General features: G+C 72.2%; 28 protein-coding genes. 16 read left to right on the forward strand and 12 right to left on the reverse strand.

Features of this window, described 5'->3' with window-relative positions; translation table 11 throughout:
- The first annotated feature begins 38 nt into the window (after nt 1-38).
- The 3 genes from rpmG to NMK44_RS35060 are packed head-to-tail and all read left to right on the forward strand — an operon-like array spanning nt 39 to nt 1,642.
- Nucleotides 39-203 (forward strand): 50S ribosomal protein L33, encoded by a 165-nt coding sequence (gene rpmG, locus NMK44_RS35050; RefSeq protein ID WP_254750827.1) that lies wholly within the window; start codon nt 39-41, stop codon nt 201-203.
- Nucleotides 204-233: 30 nt separating this feature from the next.
- Nucleotides 234-488, forward strand: a complete 255-nt coding sequence (locus NMK44_RS35055) for a type B 50S ribosomal protein L31 (protein WP_254750829.1) — start codon at nt 234-236, stop codon at nt 486-488.
- Nucleotides 488-1,642 carry a CobW family GTP-binding protein gene (locus tag NMK44_RS35060; protein WP_254750831.1) on the forward strand — a complete coding sequence of 385 codons (1,155 nt, stop codon included), beginning with the start codon at nt 488-490 and terminating at the stop codon, nt 1,640-1,642. The genes NMK44_RS35055 and NMK44_RS35060 overlap by 1 nt, the downstream gene beginning before the upstream one ends.
- Nucleotides 1,643-1,740: 98 nt before the next feature.
- Here NMK44_RS35060 and NMK44_RS35065 read toward each other — a convergent pair whose 3' ends face one another.
- The gene (locus tag NMK44_RS35065) at nt 1,741-2,751 is read right to left on the reverse strand and encodes a hypothetical protein (RefSeq protein ID WP_254750833.1); all 1,011 of its coding nucleotides are present in this window, start codon (nt 2,749-2,751) and stop codon (nt 1,741-1,743) included.
- Nucleotides 2,752-2,908: 157 nt separating this feature from the next.
- The gene (locus NMK44_RS35070; RefSeq protein WP_254750835.1) at nt 2,909-3,649 is read right to left on the reverse strand and encodes an alpha/beta hydrolase; all 741 of its coding nucleotides are present in this window, start codon (nt 3,647-3,649) and stop codon (nt 2,909-2,911) included.
- Between the two features lie 278 nt (nt 3,650-3,927).
- Here NMK44_RS35070 and NMK44_RS35075 point away from each other — a divergent pair, with 278 nt between their 5' ends.
- Together NMK44_RS35075 and NMK44_RS35080 are read left to right on the forward strand one after the other, a co-directional pair.
- Entirely contained in the window at nt 3,928-4,512 is a 585-nt protein-coding gene (locus NMK44_RS35075) for a sigma-70 family RNA polymerase sigma factor (RefSeq protein WP_254750837.1), read from the forward strand.
- Entirely contained in the window at nt 4,509-5,276 is a 768-nt protein-coding gene (locus tag NMK44_RS35080; protein WP_254750839.1) for an anti-sigma factor, read from the forward strand. The genes NMK44_RS35075 and NMK44_RS35080 overlap by 4 nt, the downstream gene beginning before the upstream one ends.
- Nucleotides 5,277-5,364: 88 nt before the next feature.
- Here the strand turns inward: NMK44_RS35080 and NMK44_RS35085 are convergent, their stop codons facing one another.
- The 4 genes from NMK44_RS35085 to NMK44_RS35100 form a co-directional block, all read right to left on the reverse strand.
- Nucleotides 5,365-6,027, reverse strand: coding sequence for a fasciclin domain-containing protein (locus NMK44_RS35085; protein ID WP_254750841.1), 663 nt, complete (start codon nt 6,025-6,027; stop codon nt 5,365-5,367).
- A gap of 90 nt (nt 6,028-6,117) precedes the next feature.
- Nucleotides 6,118-7,719 carry a molybdopterin-dependent oxidoreductase gene (locus tag NMK44_RS35090; RefSeq protein WP_374215387.1) on the reverse strand — a complete coding sequence of 534 codons (1,602 nt, stop codon included), beginning with the start codon at nt 7,717-7,719 and terminating at the stop codon, nt 6,118-6,120.
- A gap of 105 nt (nt 7,720-7,824) precedes the next feature.
- Nucleotides 7,825-8,283 (reverse strand): hypothetical protein, encoded by a 459-nt coding sequence (locus NMK44_RS35095; RefSeq protein WP_254750845.1) that lies wholly within the window; start codon nt 8,281-8,283, stop codon nt 7,825-7,827.
- Nucleotides 8,284-8,450: 167 nt separating this feature from the next.
- A complete protein-coding gene (locus NMK44_RS35100) occupies nt 8,451-9,065 on the reverse strand; it encodes an HAD family hydrolase (protein ID WP_254750847.1) in 615 nt (204 codons plus the stop codon).
- A gap of 165 nt (nt 9,066-9,230) precedes the next feature.
- On the opposite strand from NMK44_RS35100, the gene NMK44_RS35105 reads away from it, so the two are divergent.
- The 6 genes from NMK44_RS35105 (at nt 9,231) to NMK44_RS35130 (ending at nt 14,947) form a co-directional block, all read left to right on the forward strand.
- A complete protein-coding gene (locus tag NMK44_RS35105) occupies nt 9,231-10,406 on the forward strand; it encodes an NAD(P)/FAD-dependent oxidoreductase (RefSeq protein WP_254750849.1) in 1,176 nt (391 codons plus the stop codon).
- A complete protein-coding gene (locus NMK44_RS35110; protein WP_254750851.1) occupies nt 10,403-10,684 on the forward strand; it encodes a (2Fe-2S)-binding protein in 282 nt (93 codons plus the stop codon). The genes NMK44_RS35105 and NMK44_RS35110 overlap by 4 nt, the downstream gene beginning before the upstream one ends.
- Nucleotides 10,665-12,110 carry an FAD-dependent oxidoreductase gene (locus NMK44_RS35115; RefSeq protein WP_254750853.1) on the forward strand — a complete coding sequence of 482 codons (1,446 nt, stop codon included), beginning with the start codon at nt 10,665-10,667 and terminating at the stop codon, nt 12,108-12,110. Before NMK44_RS35110 ends, NMK44_RS35115 begins: the two co-directional genes overlap by 20 nt.
- 114 nt (nt 12,111-12,224) lie before the next feature.
- A complete protein-coding gene (locus NMK44_RS35120; RefSeq protein ID WP_254750855.1) occupies nt 12,225-13,130 on the forward strand; it encodes a dihydrodipicolinate synthase family protein in 906 nt (301 codons plus the stop codon).
- 2 nt (nt 13,131-13,132) lie between these two features.
- Nucleotides 13,133-14,134, forward strand: a complete 1,002-nt coding sequence (locus NMK44_RS35125) for a proline racemase family protein (RefSeq protein WP_254750857.1) — start codon at nt 13,133-13,135, stop codon at nt 14,132-14,134.
- A 105-nt stretch (nt 14,135-14,239) separates the two neighbouring features.
- Nucleotides 14,240-14,947 (forward strand): GntR family transcriptional regulator, encoded by a 708-nt coding sequence (locus tag NMK44_RS35130; protein WP_254750859.1) that lies wholly within the window; start codon nt 14,240-14,242, stop codon nt 14,945-14,947.
- An 87-nt stretch (nt 14,948-15,034) separates the two neighbouring features.
- Here the strand turns inward: NMK44_RS35130 and NMK44_RS35135 are convergent, their stop codons facing one another.
- The gene (locus NMK44_RS35135) at nt 15,035-16,405 is read right to left on the reverse strand and encodes a phytase (protein ID WP_254750861.1); all 1,371 of its coding nucleotides are present in this window, start codon (nt 16,403-16,405) and stop codon (nt 15,035-15,037) included.
- Nucleotides 16,406-16,558: 153 nt separating this feature from the next.
- Nucleotides 16,559-17,362, reverse strand: coding sequence for a class I SAM-dependent methyltransferase (locus NMK44_RS35140; protein WP_254750863.1), 804 nt, complete (start codon nt 17,360-17,362; stop codon nt 16,559-16,561).
- 293 nt (nt 17,363-17,655) lie between these two features.
- Here NMK44_RS35140 and NMK44_RS35145 point away from each other — a divergent pair, with 293 nt between their 5' ends.
- Nucleotides 17,656-18,537 (forward strand): fructosamine kinase family protein, encoded by an 882-nt coding sequence (locus NMK44_RS35145; protein WP_254750865.1) that lies wholly within the window; start codon nt 17,656-17,658, stop codon nt 18,535-18,537.
- Nucleotides 18,538-18,568: 31 nt separating this feature from the next.
- On the opposite strand, the gene NMK44_RS35150 is transcribed toward NMK44_RS35145, so the two are convergent.
- Nucleotides 18,569-19,498: an SDR family oxidoreductase gene (locus NMK44_RS35150; protein ID WP_254750899.1), complete on the reverse strand. Its 930-nt coding sequence runs from the start codon at nt 19,496-19,498 to the stop codon at nt 18,569-18,571.
- 478 nt (nt 19,499-19,976) lie between these two features.
- On the opposite strand from NMK44_RS35150, the gene NMK44_RS35155 reads away from it, so the two are divergent.
- Entirely contained in the window at nt 19,977-21,215 is a 1,239-nt protein-coding gene (locus NMK44_RS35155; RefSeq protein WP_374215388.1) for an MFS transporter, read from the forward strand.
- Between the two features lie 73 nt (nt 21,216-21,288).
- Here the strand turns inward: NMK44_RS35155 and NMK44_RS35160 are convergent, their stop codons facing one another.
- Nucleotides 21,289-21,570, reverse strand: a complete 282-nt coding sequence (locus tag NMK44_RS35160) for an antibiotic biosynthesis monooxygenase (RefSeq protein WP_254750869.1) — start codon at nt 21,568-21,570, stop codon at nt 21,289-21,291.
- A 175-nt stretch (nt 21,571-21,745) separates the two neighbouring features.
- On the opposite strand from NMK44_RS35160, the gene NMK44_RS35165 reads away from it, so the two are divergent.
- The 3 genes from NMK44_RS35165 (at nt 21,746) to NMK44_RS35175 (ending at nt 24,521) form a co-directional block, all read left to right on the forward strand.
- Nucleotides 21,746-22,294, forward strand: coding sequence for a TetR/AcrR family transcriptional regulator (locus tag NMK44_RS35165; RefSeq protein WP_254750871.1), 549 nt, complete (start codon nt 21,746-21,748; stop codon nt 22,292-22,294).
- 236 nt (nt 22,295-22,530) lie between these two features.
- A complete protein-coding gene (locus NMK44_RS35170; RefSeq protein WP_254750873.1) occupies nt 22,531-23,520 on the forward strand; it encodes a Gfo/Idh/MocA family protein in 990 nt (329 codons plus the stop codon).
- 2 nt (nt 23,521-23,522) lie between these two features.
- On the forward strand, nt 23,523-24,521 hold the full coding sequence (locus NMK44_RS35175) for an NAD-dependent epimerase/dehydratase family protein (RefSeq protein WP_254750875.1): 999 nt from the start codon (nt 23,523-23,525) through the stop codon (nt 24,519-24,521).
- 33 nt (nt 24,522-24,554) lie between these two features.
- Here NMK44_RS35175 and NMK44_RS35180 read toward each other — a convergent pair whose 3' ends face one another.
- Both NMK44_RS35180 and NMK44_RS35185 read right to left on the reverse strand, forming a co-directional pair.
- Complete coding sequence (locus NMK44_RS35180) at nt 24,555-25,703, reverse strand: carboxylesterase/lipase family protein (protein ID WP_254750877.1); 1,149 nt, start codon at nt 25,701-25,703, stop codon at nt 24,555-24,557.
- Nucleotides 25,694-26,590, reverse strand: coding sequence for an MBL fold metallo-hydrolase (locus NMK44_RS35185; protein WP_254750879.1), 897 nt, complete (start codon nt 26,588-26,590; stop codon nt 25,694-25,696). Before NMK44_RS35185 ends, NMK44_RS35180 begins: the two co-directional genes overlap by 10 nt.
- Nucleotides 26,591-26,635 lie beyond the last annotated feature (45 nt).

A 26,635-nucleotide genomic window follows, 5' to 3' on the forward strand; every position in this document is an offset into this window, starting at 1 on the left:
CTTATTGGTAATGAAAACCACTGCCATATAGTGGGGCCATGGCACGCGATGAACTCCGTCCGGTGATCAAACTGCGCTCCACCGCGGGCACCGGCTACACCTACGTCACCCGCAAGAACCGCAGGAACGATCCCGACCGCCTCACCCTGCGCAAGTACGACCCGGTCGTCGGCCGTCACGTCGACTTCCGCGAAGAACGCTGACCACTCCCCCGCCCCTTGAAGGGATCCGCCATGAAATCCGGTATCCACCCCGCCTACGGTCCCGTCGTCTTCCGTGACCGGGCCGCCGGCTTCGCCTTCCTGACCCGCTCCACGCTGACGAGCGAGCAGACCGTCCAGTGGGAGGACGGACACACCTACCCGGTCGTCGACGTGGAGATCTCCTCCGCCAGCCACCCCTTCTACACGGGGACGGCACGGGTGATGGACACCGCGGGACGCGTCGAACGCTTCGAGCGCCGCTACGGCCGGCGCGGGGCGCGCTGATGCCGGAGAACACCGCACTGCCCGTGGTGATCGTCGCGGGGCTGCACCGTGACGCCCGCCGGACCGTGGTGGACCGGCTGCTGCGCACCGTCCCCGGCAGCGTCGCGCTCCACCACGACCTGGCCACCGCCGCCGGCGGTACGGTCCTGCGCGAGGTCCGCGATGCGTCCGGTGAGCTGTTCCGGGGTGAGGCACCGCTCGTCGACGACTGCGCCTGCTGCGCCCTGCGGGAGGACCTCGTCCCCGAACTCGAACGGCTGGCGGACGGCGGCCTGGTCCGGCTCGCCGTCGTGGAACTGTGGGACTCGGTCGAGCCCCGGGCCATGGCGGAGGTGATCGCCGCCCATGGCGGCGGAACGCTCGCGGTCAGCAATGTGCTGACGGCCGTGGATCCCGCGCTGGTGCTGCCGTGTCTGGCCAACGGTGACGACCTGGCCGAGGCGGGGCTCGCCGCCGCGGCCACCGACCAGCGCACGGTCGGCGACACCTTCGCCCGGCAGTTGGAGTACGCCGCCGTGCTGGCCCTCGTCGAGGGCGAGGACGCGGACGACGAGGACCGCGCCCTGCTCGGTCAGTTGCACCCGACCGCCCGGCGGCTCCCGGTCGGCTCCGGTGAGCTGGCATCCGCCGCGTTCGCGGGATTCGACGTGGCGGCGGCAGCGGCAGCCCAGCACCCGGCGTGCGCGCTGCTGCCCCAGGAGGCCGAGGAGGCGGGCGTCAGCACCCTGGTGTGGCGCCACCGCAGACCGTTCCACCCCGGCCGGCTGCACCGGGCGCTGGAGGATCTGACCTGTGCGGCGGCCCGCAGCCGGGGCCGGTTCTATCTGGCCGACCGGCCGGACACCCTGCTCGCCTGGGACGCGGCGGGCGGCGCCCTGTGCGTGGAGGGCGCGGGCCCGTGGCTGGCCGCGCTGCCCGACGCGGCCTGGGAGATGGTCCCGCCGGTGCGGCGGGCGGCCGCCGCGCTGGACTGGCACACCGCACACGGCGACCGCTGCCAGCACCTGGTGTTCATCTCACCCGGCCTGGACCGCGACGGACTGGTCCGGACGCTGGAGTCCTGTCTGCTCACCGACCAGGAGTACGCCGCGGGGCGGGAGGCGTGGCGCCATCTGTCACACGCCTTCGACGACCTCCTCGACCCGGTCGTCTGACGGCCCGTGCGGTGCGCGCCCGTCCGTCCCGGCGGGAGACACGTCCCGGTGGAGGGACTGTCCCCGTGCCCCCGCCGGGACGGACCGCGGTGCCGTGGTCACGGGTTCTCCCCGAGGGTGAGCCCGTAGAACTCGACGTGGTAATCCCCGACCCGCTGGGCGTGGTCCGACAGGCTCAGCCCCTTCGGAGAGGCGACACCCAGGCCGCGCAGGGTGTCCACGATCAACCGGCTCAGCGCCGCGCCGTCCACCTCGCCGATGCCGAAGTCCCCGGAGTGGTAGGGGGCTTCGATCCAGTGGTCCAGCGCTGCGGGACGGGTCGTCCCGGCGATCCAGCCCAAGGACGCCGGGTCGGTCGCGTCGAGCCCGTCGGGGTCATAGGCGATCTCCAGCCGCTCACCGCAGCCGAGATGGAACACGACCGGACCGTAGGTGCCGGGCACCAACGCGTGGATGCCCAGGTCCAGTTCCACACCCAGGGCGGTGGTCTCGGCCGGGAGGGTGGTCAGGAAGTCGCCCAGGGCACGGCCGAAGACGTCCCAGTCGTCGGTGCGCCAGCGGCCCGGGAACCCGAGGCCCGCGTTGGCCGCGACGCGACGGGATCCGAAGAAGCCGCCGACGGCGTGGGGCTCGCCGTGTACCTGTCGCCAGAACCAGTTCTCCACCGGACCGGTGGGCTGGAGCAGCAGCTCCGGACCTCCTTCGCCGGGATGCAGCTCCAGGGTGTCCTCACCACCGCGCCACCGCAGGAACGGACTGCCCCACAGCGGGGTGGCGCGGTAGAAGGGGCCGGGGTCCCCGTAGACCCCCATGATGGACGCGGGCCCGAACTCCTTGGTCAGGATCTCGGCGGCGTCGCGGAAGGCGGCCGCCTTCTCCGCCGCCCCGTCCTCCGGCAGCGCGACGGGTACATACAGCCCGATGCACTCCTCGCCGCCATGGACGTAGTCCTCCTCGTGGCGTTCCACGGTACGCACCCGGGGCGCGGCCGCCCCGTCGGTCCCCCGGCCGATCTCCTCGGCCAGCGCGCGGACCGCCGATGCGCTCCAGCCGCCGGTCTCCGCGCCCTTGAGCCGCCGCGCCAGATCCACCACACGTGCCTCGTCCAAGGCCCCCGTCATACCGAACTCCCCGCCGTGTTCCGCCGTGTCCTCTGTGCCGTGCCGAACCAGACGATGCCACACGGCGCCGACAGCGGAGCACGGGCGGGGTGGCATCGGCCCTGGCCCGGGCCGATGCCGCATCATCGCGGCGGGAGCAGATGTGTCAGATCCGGCCGGGGACGGCCGAGTCCAGGGCGCCGGTGATGAGTCCGGACGCCGCGGCCGGGGTGAGGATCCCCGCCACCGCGTCACCCGCCGTGCGGTGCCACACCCCACCGCGCCGCAGCATCGCGTGGTCGCCGCCGGTGATGAGCAGGGTTCCGGCGCGGGCGCCGTCCTCGCGGGCGCGGCGGACCAGGTCGACCGACGCATGCGGATCGGTCAGCCGGTCGCGGTCGCCGTGCAGGATCACCACCGTGCTGCCGCGAAGCTGCGCCACCGGCTCGCCCGGCGGACACCACGGCGCCAGGGCCACGACTCCCGTCACGCGCGGGTCGGCCGCGGCGCGCAGGGCGGCCCGGCCGCCCATGGAGTGGCCGATGAGCACCACCGGCACGTCGCCGACGTGCCGTACCAGTTCGGCGAGTGCCCGTTCGGTGTCCCGCAGGGGGTCGGCCAGGGTGCCGTTCCAGCCCCGGTGGCGATAGCGGACGGTGCCGACGAAGAGCCGCCGGTCCGGCACGGCCCGGCCCACCGCCCGCTGGAAGGGACGCATCCGCACCGCCGCGAGCTGCCAGGGCCGGGTGGGCCGGCGTCCGTACTCCCGGCCCCCGTGCAGCAGCAGTACGGCGGCGTCGGGGTCCGCGGGACCCGCGAGGACGCACAGCGCGGACCCTTCCGGTGACGGCCTGCCGGGAGCCTGGAAGGCAGCGGTGCCCATCGGCAGCCGTCGTCGTCCTCGCATCGCGTTCCTCTCCGGTGCCCGGACCTCCGGCCCCGGCGGCCGACAGTTCCCGGGTGATCCGTAACGCTCCCCCGTCCGGCTTGGTTCCCCGTTTCACCCCCGGACACCCCGGATGGCCCCGGCCGCGGGGCCCGTCATCACCTCCGGCGCCGCGCCGCGCCATCCCGCCACGCCGGTATCGTCCCGGATCACACACCATCTCCACGGTTCGCGGCAAGCCCTTCGGCCCGCGGCTACGGATTACCCGCGCATCGACATCTGTCCTGGAGGGGTACGACGTGAGAGAGCCCGTGTACATCGGGACGAACCCATCGGCGCGGCCGGATCTGGAGGAGCTGATGGCCCGGGTCGCCCGGGGCGATCAGGAGGCGTTCTCCGCGGTCTACGACGTGGTGGCGGCTCCCGTCCTGGGCGTGGTGCGCGGCGTGCTGCGCGACCGGGCCCAGTCGGAGGAGGTCACCCAGGAGGTGCTGGTCGAGGTGTGGCGCACCGCCGCGCGCTACCGCCGGGACCGCGGCACGGCCGTCAACTGGATCCTGACCCTCGCCCACCAGCGCGCCGTGGACCGGGTGCGGTCGGTGGAGGCGTCCGCGGCCCGTGACCACAGGGCGGCCCTCCTGGACCGGACCCCGGAGTACGACGAGGTGTCCGAACAGGTCGAGGCACGGCTCGAACACGAACAGGTACGGCGCTGTCTGCGCACCCTCACCGAACTGCAGCGGCAGTCCGTGACCATGGCCTACTACCGGGGGCTGACCTACCGGGAGGTTGCCGAACTGCTCGCGCTGCCGCTCGGCACGGTCAAGACCCGGCTGCGCGACGGGCTGATCCGGCTGCGCGACTGTCTGGGGGTCACCGTATGACCACCGCCGAACTGCACACGCTGACCGGCGCCTACGCGCTGCACGCGCTCTCCGGGGACGAACGCCACGCGTTCGAACACCACCTCGGTGACTGCGACGTGTGTGCGCAGGAGGTCCGCGAGCTGAGCGCCACCGCGGCCCGGCTGGGACTGGCCTCGGCCGCTCCCGTCCGGCCGGCCGTCAAGGACGAGGTGCTGCGGCGGATCGGCGGGGTGCGGCAGGAGCCGCCCGTCACACCGCCCGAGAGTGATTCCCGGGATGACCGGACGGGTGTCGCGCGACGGGTGGCGGGCGGCCGGGCGCGATGGGCGCTGGCGGCCTGTGTGGCCGTGACAGCCGGGCTGGGCGGGATCGCGGTATGGCAGCACGAGCAGGTACGGGACACCCGGCAGCAGGTGCGGCAGGCCGAGCGGCGGTCGGAGGCGCTCGCCGCGGTGCTGGCCGCGCCGGACGCACGGTCCCGCGGCGTGAAGCTGGCCGGTGGCGCCACCGGCACGGTCGTGGTGTCCGAACGGCAGGACCGGGCCGCGTTCCTCGCGGACGGGCTGGCGGCACCGCCGGAGGGCAAGGTCTACCAGCTGTGGTTCGACGACGGCGGGGGCACGATGCGCTCGGCCGGGGTGATGCCACGCGCGTCGGTGCAGGCGGTGCTGTTGCGGGGCCCGGTCCGGCACGCTTCGGGGATGGGGATCACCGTGGAGCCGGCCGGTGGCTCGGCCGAGCCCACCTCGGCGCCGCTGGCGCTGCTGGACCTCCCCGTCTGACGGCCCGGCCGGTTCGCCGGACGGATACGGCACAGGGCCCCGCGCACACCGGGTGCGCGGGGTCCTTGTGGTGGTCCGGCCCGCCGGGTCAGCCCTTGGGCATGAGGACGGTGTCGATGATGTAGACGTTGGCGTTGGCGGTCTTCACATGACCGCACACCACCTTGGACGTGTCATTGACGGTGTAGGACTCCCCGGAGCCGCTGGTGCGCAGCGTGGACTTCTCCAGCGTGGGGAACGAGCCGCTGTCCAGGTCCCCCGGAGCGAGCTTCTTGCCCACCACGTGGTAGGTGAGGACCTTGGTGAGCTGCTTCTTGTCGTTCAGCACCTTGTCGAGGTCCGCCTTCGGGATCTTGGCGAAGGCATCGTTGGTGGGCGCGAACACGGTGATGTTCTGGGCGTTGTTCAGCGTGTCGACCAGCCCGGCCTTCTTGACGGCGGACACCAGCGTGGACAGCGCGGGGTTGTGGGAAGCCGCGGTGGCCACCGGGTCCTTGGCCATGCCGTCGAAGGAACCCGCGCCCTCCTTGGGCACCGAGGAGCAGGCCGCGCCGAACGGCTTGTCCCCGCCGCCCGGGGCGCCGTCGGATCCCTTCGTCCTGTCCTTGTCCGAGGCCGGGTTCGACGCCTTGGAGGAACCGGTGGACTCCTTGTCCTTGCCGTCGTCCGAACAGGCGGTGAGGGCGACCGGCAGCAGCGTGAGCGCGGCCACGGCGACGACGGCACGGTGGATACGGATACGGGTGTTCATGGTGATGTTCTCCTGATGGGTTGGGCCCGAGAGCTTCCTTGCTCGGCGGGCATCGGCAACGCGGACATCGGACAGGGGAAAGTGGCTCGGTCAGTCGACGTTGACCACGACCGAATGCCATCCGCTGGCCCCGTCGCGGACGGTGCGGGTGCGCTGCGACGTCTGGAGTTCGCCGGTGCCGTCCGTGGCGCGGACGGTCAGCGTGTGCGAGCCGCGGGTGGCCTGCCAGGGGATGGACCACTGCCGCCAGGTGTCGCGGGTGTCCTCGGCGGCGAGGTCGGCGTTCCGCCAGGGGCCGTCGTCGATCCGCAGTTCGACGCGGTGGATGCCCCGGTGCTGGGCCCAGGCGACACCGGCCACCATGACCGTCCCCGACCGGGGCCGCGCGAAGGGCTTGGGGGTGTCGATGCGGGACTGGGTCTTGATCGGTGCACGGCGTGCCCAGTGCCGCTGGACCCAGTACGGTTCGTCGTCGTCGAACGTGGTCAGCTCGATGTCCTCGATCCACTTGCACGCGGAGACATAGCCGTAGAGACCGGGGACCACCATCCGCACGGGGAAGCCGTGGCGAAAGGGCAGCGGTTCGCCGTTCATGCCGACGGCCAGCAGCGCGTCCCGCCCGTCCATCAGTTCCTCGACGGGGCTGCCGAGCGTCATGCCGTCCACCGAACGTGCCACGAGCTGATCGGCCGGGCCGCCCTTCGACGGGGGTGCCACACCGCATTCGGCCAGCAGCTCGGCCAGCCGTACCCCGGTCCAGCGTGCATTGCCCGCATAGGGCCCGCCGACCTCGTTGGACACACAGGTGAGAGTGATATGACGCTCTATCAGCTCGCGTCGGAGCAGATCGTCGAAGCTGAGGGTGACGGGCCGGGAGACCCCCTTGCCGTGGATGCGCAGCCGCCACGTGCCGGCGTCGACCTTGGGCACCACGAGCGCGGTGTCGACCCGGTAGAAGTCCCCGACCGGGGTGAGGAACGGGCTGACGCCGGGAACACGCAGCCGTGCCCCCTTGGGCACCGGTTTCGCCGCGGAGGCCGGTGCGGGCAGCACGACCGCGTCGCGCGAGGCGATGGCGCCCCGGGTACGGGCGGTGGTGAGCCACCGCCCGAGCGCACCGGCTCCGGCGGAGGCCACGGCCGCCGTGGCGGCCAGGACGACGAACCGGCGCCGGTCGACACCGGACCGGGCCGTGGCAGAGCTGTCCCCCGGACCGTCACCACCCGTGGTGAGGCGCCCCGCGAGGACGTACAGCAGAACCGCGCCCGCCAGCGCCCCGGCCACCGAGGGCAGGGCGTCGACTACCCCGGTGGAGTCCGGGCGGCCCGTCGCCGCCACGGCCCCGACCGCACCGAACAGCAGCACGGCCGCGGCGCCCGCCCGGCGATGCCGTGTCGCCACCATCCCCACCACGAGGGCGAAGAGGGCGAGCAACACCAGAATGCCGAGTTGCAGGACCAGCTTGTCATCGGTGCCGAAGCGCCGGACCGCCCACTCCTTCACCGGGGTCGGCGCAGCGTCGATGGCGGCGCCGCCGACCGCGACGACGGGACCCGCCTGCGGACGCACCGCGGCGGCCACGAGCTCCGCCACGGCCAGCGCCGCGAAGCCCGCCACCGCGCCGCTCACGGCACCCAGCAGCGGACGCTCTCCCCGAGGGGTTCTTGTCTGCTTCTCGCTTCCCGCACTCACACGGGGAATCCGGGGCGGGCCACCCGGCGGATTGGTCGATCACCCGATGGTGTGAAACATGCCCCGGCGCCAAGCCGGGAGCCGTCCGGCTACGGATAACCCGATCTACTGCTCCACCGTGTCATCCACGAAGTACGCGTTGGACGACGGCAGGAACATCATCGCGATGGCACCGTAGGCCACCAGATCGGGGGCGGCCCCCACCAGTTCATCCCAGGGGTAGCCGCTCATGCTCAGGCTGTTGACGAGGAAGAGCGCGCTGAGCGCGGTGGCCGCGGCGAGCACCAGCCGCGCCCAGTTCTGCCCCTCCCGCATCTTGACGGCCAGCAGCGCCCAGAGCACGCAGATCACGCACAGGGCGACCGCGGAGAGGGCGAGTTGCTGGACGACCTGGTCCTGGCCCACCTCCTGGCGCATCTCGTCAAAGCCGGTGGGCTCGATGACGAACGACCCCATCACCCAGGAGACCAGTTGGAGCGCGATGGCCGTGAGGGAGAGGATGTAGGCGGTCTCCACCTGCTGCGGGCGTTCATCGTGGCGCGCTCCCGGGCTGCGGCTGGTCATTCCGTCTCTCCTCCGTGAAGGCCGTCCGGCCGGGGATATTCGTCCGTGCCCCTGGCAAGACCCCCAACCGCGCCCCGCGGTTCCCTCCGCGGCGGTTTCGGAGGCGGACGCTCCGGTGAGTCACCCGCCGTGACCCACCGGAGCCGGTAACGCCGTGGCCCCCGGCGTCAGTTCGGGAGGTGCGCCAGTGCCGAGATCAACTGGACCGGCATGAACAACGGCCAGTGCGGACGGCCCACCAGGTAGGGCACATAGCCGAGCGAGCGGCTCGCGTCGATCTCGTCGGTGGTCTCGGCCTGGTACACGAGGCGGCAGCCGCCCGAGGTGCCCCGGGCGCGTTCCCACAGGGTCGCGGCGGGCTTGCGCTCGGCCTCCGTCCGCGGGGTGAGGATCCGGTCCCCGAAGTCGGACCAGGCGAACGGCCGTGAGTCCTTCCAGTCCTCGGCGACGACCGTCTTCAGCTTCGCCGCCCGCTCGGCGTCGGTCTTCCCCCAGGACGAGGGGACGTTGGTGATCAGGCCGACCGGTATGTGCCGGGCCCGCAGCGCCCGCAGGTGCTCGGCCGCTCCGGGCATGTACCGGATGCTCCCGTCGTCGGCCGTGTGGATCAGCGTCTCACCGAGGTCGAAGTACACGACCACACAACCACGGTGGTTCGCCGCGTTGTCACGCGGTAACCGCTCGGCGCCCTGTGCCGCGGTGGCCGACACGGCCATCGCGGTCAGACCACCGAGGGCCAGCAGCAGCCGTGCGGTGATCTTCCGGGCAGGTGTCCTCGTCATGGCGGATGACCTTTTCTCTGTGGGGGGTTACCGGCCGTGTGCGGGCACGGCGGGCTGCCGCGCCATGCACACGTCATAGGGTCATACCCCAGGTTCACCGGAATCCTGCATACAACTCTTGGTGAGACCACTGGCATTATCAGTGGTATATGACATGATGCCGACGTGACTGATACGTCTTCCCGTCCCGATGTCCTCGTGATCGGAGCAGGCGTCGTGGGAGCGGCGTGCGCGTATTACTGCACGGCCGCCGGACTGCGGGTGGAGGTGGTGGAGCGCGGCGCGATCGGCGGGGGCACCAGCGGCGCGGGCGAGGGAAACATCCTGGTCTCGGACAAGGCGCCCGGACCGGAGCTGGAGTTGGCGCTGCTGTCGTCCCGGCTGTGGCGTGAGCTCGGTGCGGAACTGGGCGCGGAGGCGCTGGAGTACGAGGCCAAGGGCGGCGTCGTGGTCGCCGGATCGGCGGAGACCGCCGAGGGTCTGCGACGGTTCACCGCGGGACAGCGGGCGAGCGGGGTCCACGCCACCGACATCGGACCGGATGAACTGTTCGCGCTGGAGCCGCGGCTGACCCGGGAGGCGGTCGGCGGGGCCCACTATCCGCAGGACGCCCAGGTCCAGCCCGTCCTGGCCACCGCCCACCTGCTGCGCCACGCGCGCCGGCGCGGAGCGCGGGTCCACTGCGGTACCCGGGTGACCGGTTTCGTACGCGACCGGCACGACGCGGTCATCGGAGTGCGGACCGACTCCCCCACCGCGCCGGTGCGGCACGCCCGTTGGGTGATCAACGCCGCGGGCACCTGGGCCGGGGAACTCGCCGGGCTGGCCGGGGCACCGGTGCCGGTACTGCCGCGCCGGGGTTTCGTGCTGGTCACCGAACCGCTGCCACGGGTGGTGCGGCACAAGGTCTACACGGCGGAGTACGTGGCCAACGTCGCCAGCGGTGACGCGGGTCTTGAGACCTCGGTGGTGGTCGAGGGCACCCGGGGCGGAACCGTGCTGATCGGTGCCAGCCGCGAACGGGTCGGCTTCGACCGCGAGATCTCACTGCCGGTGCTGCGGAGACTGGCGGCGCAGGCCATCGGGCTCTTCCCCTTCCTGTCCGGGGTCTCCCTGCTGCGCAGCTATCTGGGCTTCCGCCCGTACTGCCCCGACCACCTCCCCGTCATCGGGCCGGATCCCCGCGCTCCCGGCCTGCTGCACGCCTGCGGCCACGAAGGAGCCGGGATCGGCCTGGCGAGCGCGACCGGCCATCTGCTGGCCCAGCGGCTCACCGGGGCCGAACCCGATCTCGATCTCACTCCGTTCCGTCCCCAGCGCTTCGCGGAGGCCACCGCATGAGCACCTCGCCGTTCACCTTCAGCTTCGACGACCGGGCCGTCCCGGCGGAGGACGGACAGAGCGTCGCCGCCGCGCTCATCGCCTCAGGCATCCGCTCCTGGCGGGTGACCCGCGTCGAGGGGCGGCCGCGCGGGGTCTTCTGCGGTATCGGGGTGTGCTTCGACTGTCTGGTGACCATCAACGGCAGCCCCAACCAGCGCGCTTGTGTCATCGAGGCGCACCCCGGCGATGTGGTGCGCACCCAGGAGGGGGCGGGCCGTGCCGATCTCGCCTGCTGAGCCCGGACCCGCCGCCGTCCACGACATCGTGGTGCTGGGGGCCGGTCCCGCCGGGCTGGCCACGGCCGTGGCCGCCGCGGCGCGGGGTGCCCGGGTCGCGCTGGTGGACGCGGGTCCGCGGCCCGGTGGCCAGTACTGGCGCCATCGCGCCGGTGACGACGGGGCGGCGCACCACGACTGGGACCGCTTCCGGCGGCTGCGCGACGGTCTCGACGCCCACCGCGACCTGCTGGACCACCGGTCCGGCCATACGGTCTGGCATGTGGAGCGCACCGGCGCCGGGTTCACCGTGCACACCCTCCACGCGGGACGGCCGTATGAGATCCGCGGCCGGACGGTGGTGGTGGCGACCGGGGCCTACGACCGGCAGGTGCCCTTCCCCGGCTGGACCACACCCGGCGTCTTCACCGCCGGAGCCGTGCAGGCGCTCCTCAAGGGGCAGGGGGTGGTGGCGGGGCGGCGTATCGCGGTCGCGGGCACCGGGCCGTTCCTGCTGCCGGTGGCGGCGGGGCTGGCCGAGGCCGGGGCCGAGGTGGTGGGGGTGTTCGAGGCCGGGCGCCCGCTCGCGTTCGGCCGCCACCCCTTCACGGTGGTCCGCAACGCCGCGAAGCTGGCCGAGGGCGCCGGATATCTGCGGACGCTCGCCCGGCACCGTATTCCCTACCGCACCCGGACCACGGTCGTGGCGGCCCACGGCACGGACTCCGTCACCGGGGTGACGGTGGCCCGGCTGGACGCCGGATGGCGGACCCTGCCCGGCAGTGCCCGCACCCTGGACTGCGACACGGTGGCGGTCGGTTACGGCTTCACCCCGCAGACCGAGCTCGCGGTCCAGCTCGGCTGCGCGATGGAGCGCGACGGGGACGGCAGTCTGGTGGCCCGGGTGGACTCCCGGCAGCGCTCCAGCGTGGACGGGGTCTACGCCGCGGGCGAGGCATGCGGTGTGGGAGGCGCCCGACTGTCGCTGATCGAAGGCGAGTTGGCGGGGCTGCATGCCGCCTGGGCCACCACGGGCGCCCGACCCGACCGCCGGAGACTGGCGCGGCTGCTGCGGCGACGGGCCGCCCAGCGGTCCTTCGCGGCCGCCCTGCACCGGGCGTATCCCGTACCGGGCGGCTGGCGGACGTGGCTGGAGGAGGACACCGTGGTCTGCCGGTGCGAAGAGGTGGACGTGGCGGCGGTGCGCCGTGCGGTGACGGAGCTCGGGGCCACGGATCCCCGCACGGTCAAGCTCTGCGCCCGGCCCGGGATGGGGCTGTGCCAGGGCCGGGTGTGCGGCTACGCCACCGCCGGGCTGGTCGCCGAGGCCGACGGGCGCGAGGTCACCGCGGACGATCTGCGCGGTATGGCGGGCAGACCCATCGCACAGCCCCTGCCCCTGGGGGTGCTGGCCGCGGGGGCGGACGGAGCCGGCAACGAAGCCTGAGACGGCGGGCGTACCCGTGACAGCACAACGCCCACTGTGTAATGTGATATTGCACTGCTCCACGAGGACGTCACCACCCACCACACCCACGTCACCCGAGAGTGGAGGCCACTGATGACACAGGTGAAACCCTGGCACGGTGTGCTCGTCGCGACGGCCCTTCCCCTGCGTGAGGGAACGACCAGCGGACTGGACGTCGACTTCGACACCTATGCCGAGCACGTGAGCTGGCTCGCCGCGAGCGGCTGTCACGGCGTCACCCCCAATGGCTCCCTCGGCGAGTACCAGACGCTGTCCGACGCGGAACGGGCCCGTGTGGTCACCACCGCCGTGGACGCAGCCCCCGCGGGTTTCACCGTGATGCCCGGTGTGGCCGCGTACGGCGCGGACGAGGCCCGCGGCTGGGCCGAACAGGCCGCCGGAGCGGGCGCCGCGGCCGTGATGCTGCTCCCGCCGAACGCGTACCGCGCCGATGAGCGCGCCGTGGTGGCGCACTACCGGGAAGTGGCGAAGGCCGGACTCCCGGTCGTCGCCTACAACAACCCGCATGACACCAAGGTCGACCTGGTGCCGGAGCTGCTCGCCGAACTGTGGCACGAGGGCCTCGTCAGCGCCGTCAAGGAGTTCTCCGGGGACATCCGCCGCTACTACCGGATCAGTGAACTGGCTCCCGGTCTCGATGTCCTGGCCGGGACGGACGACCTGGCCATGGAGATGGCGATCGCCGGATCACCGGGGTGGGTGTCGGGCTACCCCAACGCCTTCCCGCGTGCGTGCGTCGATCTGTGGGAGGCCGCCACCAAGGGCGATCTGTCCGCGGCCCTCCCGCTCTACCGCGTCCTCCACCCCCTGCTCCGCTGGGATTCACGGACCGAGTTCGTGCAGGCCATCAAGGCCAGCATGGACCTGGTCGGACGCTATGGCGGCCCCTGTCGGCAGCCCCGTCTCCCCCTCATCCCCGAACACGAGGCGACGGTCCGCCGGGCGACCGAGGCCGCCCTCGCGGAAGGGCTGGGCTGAGCATGCGCAGCAATCGCGTCTTCCACGCCGTCGACGCGCATACGGAGGGGATGCCCGCCCGGGTCATCACCGGTGGCGTCGGGGTGATCCCGGGCGAGACGATGTTCGACCGGCGCCGGCACTTCGTGGACCACCTCGACCACATCCGCAAGCTGCTGATGAACGAGCCGCGCGGCCACTCGGCGATGAGCGGGGCGATCCTCCAGCCGCCCACCCGCCCGGACGCCGACTTCGGTGTGCTGTTCATCGAGACCTCCGGATGTCTGCCGATGTGCGGGCACGGCACCATCGGGGTGGCCACGGTCCTGGTGGAGACCGGGATGGTGGAGGTGCACGAGCCCGTGGCCACCATCCGGCTGGACACTCCGGCCGGGCTGGTGGTCGTCGACGTGGCGGTGGCGGACGGGGCCGCCCGCTCGGTGACCCTGCGCAACGTCCCCGCGTTCGCGCTCGCCCTGGACCGGACCGTCAAGGCCGGTCCGTGGGGGGAGATCGGCTACGACATGGCGTACGGCGGCAATTTCTACGCCATCGCCGAGCTGGCGGACCTCGGGATCCCGTTCGACCGGGCGCACAAGAACCAGATCATGGACGCGGGGCTCGCCCTGATGGACGCCATCAACGGCCAGGACCGCCCCGTGCACCCGGGCAACCCCGAGATCAGCGGGGTGCACCATGTGTATCTCGCCGCCCCCGGATCCACGGCCGCCCACTCCCGGCACGCCATGGTCATCCACCCGGGGATGTTCGACCGCTCCCCCTGCGGCACCGGCACCAGCGCCCGGATGGCACAGTTGCACGCCCGTGGACTGCTGCCGCTGCACACCGAGTTCCGCAACGAGTCGTTCATCGGCACCCACTTCATCGGCACCCTCGTGGAACGGACCGAGGTGGCAGGAGTGGATGCGGTGATACCCACCGTGACCGGCCGGGCGTGGATCACGGGCACCGCCCAGTACCACTACGACCCGGACGACCCGTTCCCGGAAGGGTTCGAACTCTGACCAGCGTGCCACCGCACCACGGACACCCGGGGGCGGGCGGGACGTCCGTTCCGTATCGCCCCGCGGGATAGGCTTGGGCGGCCGAGCCAGTGAGGGAGACCGAAGATGAACGTGGACGACGGCACGACCGTGCGCCTGCCCTCGTTCCGCGGCCGCCGCAACCTCCGCGAGGAGATCACCGAGACCCTCCGGGGCGCGGTGATCGCGGGAGAGATGAAACCCGGGGTCGTCTACTCCGCGCCCAGTCTGGCCGAGCAGTTCGGGGTCTCCCCCACCCCGGTGCGCGAGGCCCTGCTCGACCTCGCCAAGGAGGGGCTCGTCGAGGTCGTCCGCAACAAGGGCTTCCGGGTCACCGCCCTCTCCCCGGCCGAACTCGACGAGATCAACGAGCTCAGGGCGCTCATCGAGGTGCCCACCATCCGCCGGATCACCGAACGGGGCGTCCCCGCCGCGGTCATCGCCGAACTGCGCCCGCTGGCCGCGGGGATCGAGAAGGCCGCCGAGGAGCGGGACTTCATCGCGCATGTCACCATCGATATGCAGTTCCACCTCACCCTGCTGGAGCTGGCCGGAAACGCCCGGCTGCTGGAGACGGTACGGGGCTTGCGCACCAGCTCCCGGCTCTACGGGCTGAAGACGCTCACCGAGGGCGACGCGCTGTTCGACTCCTCCCATGAGCACGCGGAGTTGCTGGATCTGATCGAGGCCGGTGACGCGGACGGCGCGGAGGCGCTCATGCGCCGCCACATCGGCCATGTACGGGGGATCTGGAGCGAGAAGAACCCGCCGGACCACGACTCCGGCCGGAGCTGACACGGCGCCGGTCGCGAAGACCCGCCCCGGCCCTGAGCGGTACCGGGTGTACGTCCTGGCCGGGGCGGGTCACCGGACGGCGGCCGGTCAGTCCGTGTCGCGGGGGTCGAACGACGTGGTGTCCACCAGCAGCCGGTCGGGGAAGGCCGATGCCACCGCGTCCCACCGCACGAACTTGTAGCCGGTGCTCTCCCGGTCCCCGTCCGCCGGTGTGGCCTCACCGTCCTGGGAGACCCACATGCCCTGGGGGAAGCGCTCCCCGAGGGGGACGTTCACCACGGTGGAACCGTCCGAGTGCTGCACACCGTCGGTGGCCGGGCTGTCGGTCACGGTGAACGAGCCCACCCACGCGTTGTCCCCGTCACGGCGGTAGACGGCGAAGGTGCTGTCACCCTGGCTGGAAGCGAGGACGTATCCCTTGCCGTCCTTCGCGTGGTAGACGGTGACCCCCTCGGCGTCCGCGGCGAGGTGGCGGCCGCCGTAGCCGGGGTCGGCGGAGGTGTCGATCACACACTCCTCCTCCTCGGTGTCATACGTCCACGGCACCCCGTACTCGCGGACCTTGTCCATGAGCGCGGGCTTGCCGAACTCCTCGTCGTCCAGGTCCACCCGCCACAGGCCGATGTCCTCCTGGGCCGCGTAGAGGATGTGTTCCTCCTGGTCGACCGCCATGCCCTCGACCTGCGCGTGCTCCCCGGGGTCCGCGCACGGGGTCCACTTCTTCTGGTTGGGCAGGGTGAACGTCCCCGGGAGGTCGACGCTGTCCTTGCTCTTGTAGCCGACCTTGCCGTCGTCGTCCGTCAGCTTCAGCAGCGCCATCCGGGTCTCGGCGCGCTGGGACACCACCGCGTAGGCGTCCCCGTCGTGGCTGTAGGCGGCCAGCCCGTAGGCGGTGTGCTGCTCGTCCACCTCCGCCTCGCTCCCGGCGAAGACCGGTGCGACGTCATCGGAGGTGACATCGCGCAGCGGTGCCTTCCCGTCGGCGAGGGCCGCGCCGTCGACGGCGTAGACCCGGATCCGGTCCCGGCCACGGTCGCTGACGAGAGCCAGGTCGGTCTTCTCACCGTCGAGTTCGAAGCCGTACACGATGTCCACGTTGTTGAAGCGGCCGGGTGCCGCGTCGTCACCGGGCGCCGGTGGCGCGGCGATGTGCTGGAGCCGGGCGCCGTCGAGTCCGTAGACGTCCAGCCCGCCCTGCTTGAGGGTGCCGATGACGAGGCTGCGGCCGGGCTGGTCGGGATCGACCCATACGGCGGGGTCGTCGGCGTTGGCCTTGCCACCGGCGGCGTCGTCGTGGACGGCCGGGGTCTCCACGGCGGCGGCCACCTCCGGCGGCCGGGGGTCCCCGGCCGCCACCGCGGTCGATGCGCAGGCAAGGACGGTGAACGTGGCGAGGGCGGTGGTCCGTCGTGAGCGGGGGGCGGTGCGGTGAGCGGTTCTGCGGATGGCAGATCTCACGGCTCTCCTCGGATGTGTTGCCGGATCACGGACAAAACACCGGGAGCGTAGGGGGGTTGGGTGAACATCTCCACAACCACGGGCAACGGGAGTCCCGTGGTCACCGTGAACGTGAGCGCCGCCGTACGCCCCGGAGGGGATGGGCGGCCGTGGTCACCGTGCGGTCGTCCCGGGGCCGGGCCGGGTGCCCCAGGCCGTGATCATCCCGGCTGACAGCGCGGCGCAGTCGGGCGAGTCGAGATAGCCGATGGCCGCGTCGATCCCGGCGTCGTCCACCTGGCCGGTGGCCACCATCGCCTCCCTCGCCCGGTTCCAGGTCTCCGCCCAGAAGCGGCTGATGGGGCTGCCGGGGAGCAGGGGCGGCACATGGACCTCGGCGGCGACGGAGGTGAGCCCCGCGGTGCGCAGCAGCCGAGGGTATTCGGCGACCCAGGAGACATCGGTGCCGATGGTGTCGCGCAGCCCCCGCCACATGGCGGCCATGGCCCTGCTGTACGGCGTCGGGGGCGCGGTCGCGGTGATCAGGTCGATGGCGTCGCTGAGCACCAACACCCCGCCGGGTGCGAGCAGTTGCGCGAACTTGCCGATCAGCCGGCGCCACGCGGGCAGATGCATCAGGACGAAGCGGGCGTGGACCAGGTGGAAGCGGCCCGGGTCGAACTCCGGCGCGGTGATGTCCGCCTCCATGACCTCGAGCCCGGGGACGGGGTGCGCGGTCAGGAAACGCGGGTCGCGGTCGACGGCGAGCACGGAGTCGACACCGGTCTCGGTCAGCAGCCGCCTGGCGACGGTGCCGGTCCCCGCGCCCGCGTCGAGACAGTGCCATCCGGGCCCGGCACCCAGGTGCCGCAGGCGGTCCAGGGTCACGCTGTCGTAGGTGAGCGCGCCGAGGTCGATCCGGTCGTCCTCGCCGGTCCGCTCGGGCGGGAACACCTCCTGGCCGTAGTGGCCCGTCATGGCGGGTCCGGGATCCCGCGCACCGGGCCGGGGGTCTGCGCACATGGGTCGGTCACCGCCTCCGGGTGGCGCCCGCCGGCCGCGAACGGCCGCCGCGAGCGGCTGGCCCCCTGCCCTCCATTGTGGCCGAGTCACCCCGGCCCTTCCTGTCGTGGCGGACGACTCACGACGGACGGCGCGTGCCGGAGGGCTCGTGGCCGGTGGCCCGGTCCCCCTACGCTGGTCCCCGTGCATCTCTGCTTCGTCCGTACCGGGAACGCCTGCCGGTCCCCGTCCGCCACGCCGACCGCCGTATGACCGCCCGCGCGGAAGCCGGGGAGCGCGGAGGCCCGGCCGCGGCGGCCGAGCGGTTCACCGGCCGCCGGGTGACCGCCGAGCGTCCGCTGTCGGGCGCGCTCACCGAAGTCGCGCTGGGCGACGGGCAGGTGGTCATGGTCAAGCGCGCCGACGGCCCCGGCGCAGTACGGGCCGAGGCGGCGGGGCTGCGCTGGCTGGCCGACACGGGAACGGTCCGTGTTCCGGCGGTGTACGGCCACGACAGGCGCTGGCTGGTCACCGAACGGATTCCGACCGGCCCGCCGGACACCGGAGCGGCCGTGCGGTTCGGCCGCGATCTGGCCGCCCTGCACACCTCCGGTGCGTCCGCATTCGGCGCGCCGCCGCCCGACGGCCCCGAGGACGCGTACATCGGGCTCGCCCCGATGCGCAATGTGCCGGGCACGGACTGGCCGCGCTGGTACGCCGAGCGGCGGGTGCTGCCGTATCTGCGCCGCGCGGTCGACGACGGCACGGTACGCCCCGCCGAGGCCGGGGTGGTCGAACGCGTCTGCGCGCGGCTGCCGGAGCTGGCGGGCCCGGCCGAACCGCCCGCCCGGCTGCACGGCGACCTGTGGAGCGGCAATGTGCTGTGGGGTGCCGACGGACGGGTCCGGCTGATCGACCCGGCCGCGCACGGCGGACACCGGGAGACCGATCTGGCGATGCTCGACCTGTTCGGCTGCCCGTATCCGGACCGGGTGCTGGAGGGCTACCAGGAGGCGGCACCGCTCGCCGACGGCTGGCGGGAGCGGGTCGGGCTGCATCAGCTCTTCCCGCTGCTGGTGCACACGGTGCTGTTCGGCCGCGGCTATGCCGAGCGGGCGCTCGCGGTGGCCGGGGCGGCCGTGGCGCGGTGAGACGGCGGACGCAGGCCACGTCGGCCCCGGTTCAGTGGCTGTCCCAGACATCCGGCCGGGCGCCGTCGACATCGGTGAACCCGTACTCCCGGGCGAGCTGGGCGGAGCTGACCGACTGCTGGTTCCACCGGGCCCGTTCGGGGTCCGCCGCCAGCGCGGTGACGGCCCGGCCGATGTAGCGCGGCGATTCGGAGGACGCGAAGCTCGCGGGGGCGGTCGGCAGTCCCCCGTCCCGGTCGGGGGCGAGCGCGTCGCGCCAGTTCTCCTCCGTCACCCCGTAGTTGTCGAGCATCATCTCCGACCTCAGCCAGCCGGGCGTCAGGGCGACCGCGGTGGCTCCGTAGGGCGCGAGTTCATGGCCCTGGGAGAACGCCAGCCGGTTCACCGAGGTCTTCACCAGGTCGTAGAAGACCGAGATGCGGTACCGCCCGGCGTTGTACGCGGCGGTGCCGTCGGTCACCTCGACCAGCAGACCGCCCGGCTTCCCGATCAGCAGCGGCAGCAGATGGTGCGAGGTGATCAGGTGTGTTTCGAGGCCGAGCCGGAGGATGCGCAGTCCGTCGTCGAGACGGTGGTTCCAGATCGGGGTGTTCCAGTCGGCAGGGCCGCCCTTGAGCCGCTCGGCTCCCCAGATGTTGTTCACCAGCACATCGATGGCGCCGTGTTCGCGGCGCACGCGGTCGGCCAGCCGACGGACCTGTCCGGGGTCGAGATGGTCGGTCCGGACGGCGACCCCGGTGCCGCCGAGCCGGGTCACGAGTTCGGCGGTCCCCTCGATGGTCTCGGGGCGGTCGTAGTCCGATCCGCCACTGCCGGTCACACTGCTGCGGCCGGTACAGACGACGGTCGCACCGGCCTCGCCGAGCGCGGCGGCGATACCGCGTCCGGCGCCACGGGTCGCTCCCGCGACGACGGCGACCCGTCCGCGCAGCGCGTTGGACCCGCCGTGTGTCCCGTGCACCGCCTGTGCCGTATGCCCGTCGTCCGCGAGATGCCCGTCGTGATCGAGTGATCGGCTCACCCGACGAGTGTGGCACGGCGAGGCGTCCCCGGAAGGGAGGGCAGGGGCCGGGAGGGGCGCCGGTGACGGCACCGGTGAGAACCGTCACAGGTCCTCCACGGCCCGGATACACCGCAGGTCGGCGCCGGGTTTCCCTGTACTATGAGGCGGCAAGCAACGAACCACTCTGCCTGATGCAGAGCTGGCGCGACCGCTCGGCGGCCGCGGTCCTTCTGCCCCCTTTCGGCGCGGACCCGGTATCTACCCCGGTCCTGCGCGAGAGGACAGCTCTCGGCGCACTCCGCGATGACGCTCGGGTGCGCTACCAGGCGGCAGAAAGGGCCTGGCCGTGGCAACCGCGGTCTCCACCACCCCTCCTGTCCGGCGTCCCGAGCCCGCCGAGCGGCCCGAGCCGCCCACGCGCCCCGGATACGGACAACTGCTGCGCACACCCGGCGCGTGGACGTTCCTGCTGCCGGGTTTCGCCGCCCGGCAGCCGTTCGCGATGCTCACCATCAGCATCGTGCTGCTGCTGCGCCACACCACCGGTTCCTACGGAGTGGCCGGTGCGGTGGCGGCGGTCACCGGTGTCTCCATGGCGCTGTTCGCCCCGCAGGGCGGCAAGCTGGCCGACCGCTACGGACAGCGCGCGGTCCTGGTCCCCGGGGTACTGATGCACGCCGCGTCCGCGGGGCTGCTGACGGCGCTCGCGCTGGGACACGCACCGCTGTGGGCGCTGTTCGCCGCCGCGGTGCCGACGGGCGCCTCCGTACCGCAGGTCGGCCCCATGGTGCGGGCCCGCTGGGCGGCCACGCTGGGGGACGGCTCCGGACCGGACGGACGGCGCAGTCCGCTGCTGGCGACGGCGGCGGCCTTCGAGTCGGTGACGGACGAGCTGACGTTCGTCATCGGACCCGTCCTGGCGACCGCCCTGAGCACCGGGGTGCATCCGGCCTCCGGGCTGATCGCGGAGGCGGCGCTGACCCTGGCGGGCGGGCTGCTCTTCGCGGCCCAGCGGCGTACCGCGCCGCCGGTGAACGCGGCCTCGCGGGGCAGCGGTGAGCGGCGTGCCTCCGCCCTGTCCGTACCGGGCGTACGGGTCCTGGCCGTGGCGTTCCTGGGCATCGGCTCGGTCTTCGGCGGAATGCAGGTGGCCCTGACGGCCTTCACCGAGGAGCTCGGCCAACCGGGTCTGAACGGTGTGCTGTACGGGACGTTCGCCGCGGGCAACATGCTCGCGGGCGTGGCCTGCGGGGCCATCGCGTGGCGTACCTCGCCGCAGCGACGGCTGCTGGTGTCCTACGCCGCGCTGGCGCTGGCCTGCTCGACCCTGTGGGCGGTGCACGCCCCGCTGGCGCTCGGCGGGCTGGGGCTGCTGGTCGGACTGTGCATCGCCCCGGCGCTGATCACCGGATACACCCTGGTCGAGTCCCTGGTTCCGGCCACCTCGCGCACGGAGGCGTTCACCTGGCTGACCGGCTCGGTGGCGCTGGGGCAGGCCACGGCCGTGACGGTGGCCGGGCAGATGGCGGACGGCTTCGGCGCGAGCGCGGCCTTCACGGTGCCGCTGGGCGGTACCGCACTGGCCTTGCTGACCGTGGTCGCGCTGCGCGGCCGGATCGCACCGCGTGCACGGCGTATCGCCCTGGACCGGGCGGGCGCCTCCCTGTCGTCCTGACCGGACGCGCCCCGGTACGTGGCCGGGGCGCGGCCGCCGGTCGGCTCGGCCCCTTGCCGGGAGCGGGGCACCCTCAGGGCGACATGAGCTGGAAGATCTCGCGGGGGCGTTCTTCACGCTCGTCGAAAACGATGTCGGCCCCCGCCTTCGCCGTCACCGCGGAAAGCGCCGAATCCAGCGCCGTCGCGGATTCGCAGCGCACCGTGGACACCACCGCGTCATCGTTCACCCAGCACTCGGCCGACAGGCACCCCGGGGAATCCCGGAACACCTCGGCGACGCGGTGGACGCGGTCGATGAACTCTTCCCGGTGCGCGGCCCGCGGATAGTGGAATGCCACGAGACATGCTTTCACGCTGTTCTCCTCAGGCAGATATCAGCAGATGAAGCCGTGGTCGCGGCCATCGGCGGCCTTCCGGGGCCTCCGACGGGCGCCATATATACGGTACCGTATAGCAGATGGCGGCGCCCGGTGGCACCGCCGGATACCGGCACACGGACGAATACCAGGAACAGGGACGGGAAGAGCCATGGGCGCCGAAACCCGAACGCCTCGCGGGAAATGGATCGAGACCGGACTGCGGGCGCTCGCCGACGGCGGTCCCGATGCCGTCCGTGTCGAAGCGCTCGCGAAATCCCTCGGGGTCACCAAGGGCGGCTTCTACGGTTACTTCGCCGACCGGAGCGCCCTGCTGGAGGAGATGCTCGACACCTGGGAGCGCGAAAGCGTCGACGATCTGCTCGCACGCGTCGAGCACGAGGGCGGTGACACCGAGGCCAGGATGCGGAAGGCCGGTGAGCTGGCCTCCGGCGGCCGGCTGCTGGCGATCGATCTCGCGGTCCGCGACTGGGCCCGGCGGGACCGTGCGGTCGCGGACCGGCTGCGCCGCGTCGACAACCGGCGGATGGACTATCTGCGCTCCCTGTTCCGCGAGCGCTACGACGACGAGGACGAGGTCGAGGCGCGCTGCATGCTCTCCTTCTCGCTCCTGGTCGGCAATCACTTCCTGGCCGCCGACCACGGGGACCGCAGCCGTGAAGAGGTCTATGAACTCGCGGTCAAGCTGATCAGGAGCTGATCCGGCCCGGCGCCCCGGCCGGGATGCGATCCCGGTCCCCGGAAGGGGCTTGCGCCGGCCGGGAGACATCGGATTGGGTGAACACCGCCGGCCGGAGAGCGTACGTACCCACGGCATCACCGGCGTTTTCCTTTTCACAGGAGGGTGGGCCCGTGGCGAGTCTTCTCCACGCCGATGAACAAGGCCGCGATGCATCGCGCGACCGGTCACTGCCCCCGCCACGTACCCCGGACCCGATGAAAGTCCCCAGTCTCGGCTGGGGCATCATCGCACCCGGCGGTATTGCCTCCTCATTCACCGAAGCGGTGCAAAGCCACACGGCACAGCGCATTGTCGCGGTCGCCTCGCGCGACCTCGGCCGGGCCCGTGCCTTCGCCTCCCGTTTCGACATACCGCACGCCTACGGGAGTTATGACGACCTCCTCGGGGACAGCCGTGTCGAGGTGGTCTATGTGGCCTCGCCGCACTCCGAGCACCTCACCCACGCGCTGAACGCCATCGAGGCGGGCAAGCACGTCCTGGTGGAGAAGGCGTTCACCCGCAACGCGGAGGAGGCGGCGCGGCTGATCGCCGCGGCGCGGCAGCGGGGCGTCTTCCTCATGGAGGCGATGTGGACCCGCTTCCTGCCGCATATCGACGTCGTCCGGCAGGTGCTCGACTCCGGCGCCCTCGGTGAGATCCGGACGGTCGTGGCCGACCACGGGCAGTACATGGTGCCGGACGCGACCCATCGGCTGTACGCACCGGCGCTCGCCGGTGGCGCCCTGCTCGACCTGGGCGTCTACCCGGTGTCGTTCGCGTCCCTGGTGCTCGGTGAGTTCGCCACGGTGTCCGCCGTCGGCACCCCGGCCTTCACCGGTGTCGACGGCCAGGTGTCCATCGTCGCCACCAACGCCGCCGGGGCCCACGCCCTGCTGAACACCACCCTCTTCGCGCGCACCCCCACCACCGCGTCCATCACCGGCACCCGGGCCCGCCTGGAACTCGACGGGGACTTCTACGCGCCCACCCCGGTCCGGCTGATCGGCCGGGACAACGGGGTGCTGGACGTGTACACCCCGCCCCGGCTGGACGGCGGACTGTGTTTCGAGGCCGCGGAGGTGGCGCGGTGTGCGGCGGAAGGGCGTACCGAGTCCGCGCTGATGCCACTGGACGAGACGCTGCGCATCATGCGCACCCTCGACGAGATCCGCCGCGCCGTGGGCAACCGGTTCCCCGGGGAGTGACGGTGAACGATCTCAAGGTCCTGTTCATCGGCGGTACCGGTGTCATCAGTTCGGCCTGCGCCCGGCGGGCCACCGAGCTCGGCGCCGAGCTGTATCTGCTCAACCGCAGCAGCAGCTCGCTCCGGGGTGTCCCCACCGGTGCGCACACCCTCACGGCCGACGCCCGTGACCCGGAGTCGGTACGCGCCGCCGTGCGCGGCCACGAGTTCGACGTCGTGGTGAACTTCCTGAACTTCACCACCGAGCATGTCCAGGCCGATATCGACCTGTTCGGCGGACGCACCGGCCAGTACGTGTTCATCAGTTCGGCGGCCACCTACCAGACGCCGCCGCGCCGGTTGCCGATCGTCGAGTCCACTCCGCTGCGCAACCCCTTCTCCGCGTACGCCCGCAACAAGATCGCGTGTGAGGACCTGCTCACCCGGGCCTACCGCGACCAGGGCTTCCCCGTCACGGTCGTCCGTCCGTCGCACACCTACGACCGCACCGCAGTCCCCTTCGACGGCGGCTGGACGGTGGTGGACCGGATGCGGCGCGGCCAGGAGGTCATGGTGCACGGCGACGGTACCTCGCTGTGGACGCTCACCCATCACACCGATTTCGCCCGCGCGTTCACCGGGCTCCTGGGACACCGGGAGACCCTCGGCGACACCTTCCACATCACCGGGGACGAGGCGCTGACCTGGAATCAGATCTATCTGACCATGGCCGAGGCCGCGGGCGTCGAACCGCGACTGGTGCACATACCGTCCGACGCCATCGCCGCCGCCGACAGCCGCTGGGGTGAGGAACTGCTCGGCGACAAGACCCATTCGATGGTGTTCGACAACTCCAAGATCCGCACCATCGTGCCGGACTTCACCGCCCGGATCCCGTTCTCCCGGGGCGCGCGCGAGATCGTCGCCTGGTACGACGAGGATCCCGCCCGCCGGACGGTCGACCACCGCATCAACGCCCTGACCGACAAGCTCATCGAGGCGTACCGGCCCCGGCCCCTGTAGGGCACTTCAGGGGCCGGGGCCGGGGAGCGGACGCTAGCGGAAGGTCCGGTGGCCCGACCAGCCGGGGTCACCGGTCGCCGCGAACCGCACCCAGGCACCGTGCATCTCCGCCGCGAGCGCGGCCGGGACGTCCGGTCCCAGGAGGCCGTCGGCGGTACGGAGGGCGGGCAGTTCCGTGTTGTCGAACACGAAGGGGAGCTCCACGGTGTGGCAGGCGCCGAGCGGGCCGCCACGCCAGTCGAAGTCGTAGCTGAACGCCCCTTCGTACCGGGCCACCAGACGGTTCCGGGCGTCGCGGAACATCGCGTCGATGGCCGCGGTGTGCTCCGGCCGCTGGTAGAGCCGGGACTCCTCGGTGTTGGTCCCCACCAGCACATCGGCCGGCAGCGCCGGTCCGGCCTCGTCCATCACCACACCCAGCGGGGACAGCCGTGATCCCCTCCCCGGCACCCCGGCGAGCGCGGACACCAGCCGTTCGTCGGGGACGGCCGCGAACGCCCCGGCGGTCGGCGGCACCCCCAGCCGGTCGGCCAGCGCCCGGGTGGTCTCGGTCGCCTCCTCGCCGGTGAGCGTATGCAGACCACCGCTCTGACTGATCGCGCGATGGAACAGCCCGGCCGCCTCGGACGTCACCAGCAGCGCGCTGACGATCATCGCGCCCGCAGACTGCCCGAACACCGTGACGCGGCCGGGGTCCCCGCCGTACTCCGCGATATGCGTCCGCACCCAGCGCAGGGCAGCGATCACGTCGAGCAGGCCCCGGTTGCGCGGTACGTCCGGCAGATCCAGCCAACCCGGCGCGCCGAGCCGGTAGTTGAGCGTCACCAGGACGACACCGTCACGGGCGAAGGACGTACCGTCGAACAGCGGTGCCTGGCCGGTGCCGGAGACGAAACCGCCGCCGTGCACGAACACCATCACCGGTGCCCCGCGGTCGGCCCGTGGTGTCCCGCCGTCGGTGCGCGGGGTCCAGACGTTCAGCGTCAGATAGTCCTCACCACGCACCCAGCCCGGTCCGACGACGGGGCCCAGATCGAGTGCGAAGCTCCGGTCGGGCGCCGGGGCGGTCGGCCCCGGTCCGTCGGCGCCGGGGACCCCGTCCACGGGGACCGGTGCGGCGAACCGGGCGGCGCCGGTGGGGGCTGCCGCATACGGGATGTTGCGGAACACCCTCACCGCCACGCCGCCCACTCCTTGACCGTGAACCGCGAGCCCTCACGCCGCACTTCGGCCCCGCCGGGACCGGGGAAGTGCGCCGGGAACAGCAGGGCGCCCCGGTCGGCGGCCTCCTCCAGCACCCTGCGCCGGGAGACACGGGCCGCTGCCTCGTCCTCGTCGAAGCACGGGCAGCAGTCCGGCTCGACGATCTGCAGGGGGCTGTGCAGCAGATCGCCCGCGAACACCGCCCGGTCCGTACCGGAGCCGAGCCAGACGACGGCGGAACCGGGCGTATGGCCGGGCGCGAGCTCGATCCGCAGCCCACCGCCGATGTCGTGGTGGTCACCCTCCCAGAGCACGGTCTGTCCGGCCTCGTGGACGGGGGTGACACTGTCCTCGAAGACGTTCGCGTTCCGGTCGCCGGAGCGGGTCCGGTGGCCGTTCGCCGGGTTCCAGTAGTCGAAGTCGGCCCGTGAGATCACGTACTCGGCGTTGGGGAAGGTGGGCCGCCAGGCGCCGTCCACCCGGTGGGTGTTCCAGCCGACGTGGTCACCGTGCACATGGGTGCAGATCACCGTGTCGACGTCCTCGGGGCGGACCCCCGCCGCGGCCAGATTGCCGAGGTAGTCGGTGTTCAGCTGGTGGAAGACCGGCATGGCGGGGCGTTCCCTGCCGTTGCCGATACCGGTGTCGATCAGGATCGTCCTGCCCTCGCTGCGGATCAGCCAGGACTGGATCATCGTGCGGATCTCGTCCGCGGCGGGGTCGAGGAACTCCGGGGCCAGCCAGTGCTCATGGGCGCGCCAGTGCTCGATGCCCACGTCGGGGAAGATGAAATCGCGTGCGAGGCCCTTGGTGGGCAGCTCGACCACACGGGTGATCTCCACATTTCCCAGGGTGATGGTGTCCATGCCCCCAGCCTGCGACAGCAGCGGTGGCGGAGGCATCAGTCATCC

The organism is Streptomyces cucumeris, assembly GCF_024295805.1.
GTDB classification, from domain to species: domain Bacteria; phylum Actinomycetota; class Actinomycetes; order Streptomycetales; family Streptomycetaceae; genus Streptomyces; species Streptomyces cucumeris.